The sequence below is a fragment of the Streptomyces sp. A1136 genome (assembly GCF_004795055.1).
Taxonomy (GTDB): domain Bacteria; phylum Actinomycetota; class Actinomycetes; order Streptomycetales; family Streptomycetaceae; genus Streptomyces.
The window spans coordinates 1-633 of sequence record NZ_SSBJ01000219.1 but is presented as its reverse complement, the minus strand read 5'-3'; the positions used below and the strand labels follow the sequence as shown (position 1 = coordinate 633).

Genomic DNA, 633 nt, shown 5'->3' with positions numbered 1-633 from the left:
CAACGGCGCCGGTTGGAAGACCGTCTCCGGCTCCCTGACCGCGGGCCACAGCTACACCCTCACGCTCACCAGCAAGGACGACGACTACGCGGGTGACGAGACCTACACCTACTACGACGACGTGACCGTCTCCTGACGCCAGGCTGACGTGTGACGCCAGTGGCGCCCGCGGGCCCCTTTCCCACCGAAGGCGGGGGAGGGGCCCGTTGTCCGTGGCACGGCGCTTCGGCTCCCCGAGGTGCCCAGCACGACCGCGGGGCGAGCCACATCGCGTGCCATGAACTCGTACCGACCGTCGCCGCCATCGTGGTGGGCAGCCGCTGACATCCAGGACCGCTAATTCGCCTTTTGCAGGCCGCCCCAGGTACGTCCGGCCGCTGCCGCCCACTCCTCCAGCAGGCGGCGCGCCTCTGCCTCGGGGGCGGCCAGCCAGACCTTCTGCGAGCCGCCGTGGGTCGGCGTGCTGGAGGTGTCCCAGTCAACGCGGCCCGTGCTGCAGCAGGCGCACAGCATGTGAAAGCTGCTCGCCGGCTCGGCGCCGTAGTCCCGGGCGAAGAAGGAATCCACCAGCGCCTGCACATCGGATGGCGCGGCCGCGTTCACGCTGACCCGCAGGGTCGGCAGCTCGGAGGC

The 633-nt window shown here is 70.8% G+C and carries 1 pseudogene; it reads right to left on the bottom strand.

The window, feature by feature from the left end:
* Nucleotides 1-336 precede the first annotated feature (336 nt).
* Nucleotides 337-633: pseudogene (locus tag E6R62_RS40105) on the bottom strand (tetratricopeptide repeat protein); the annotation flags it as partial.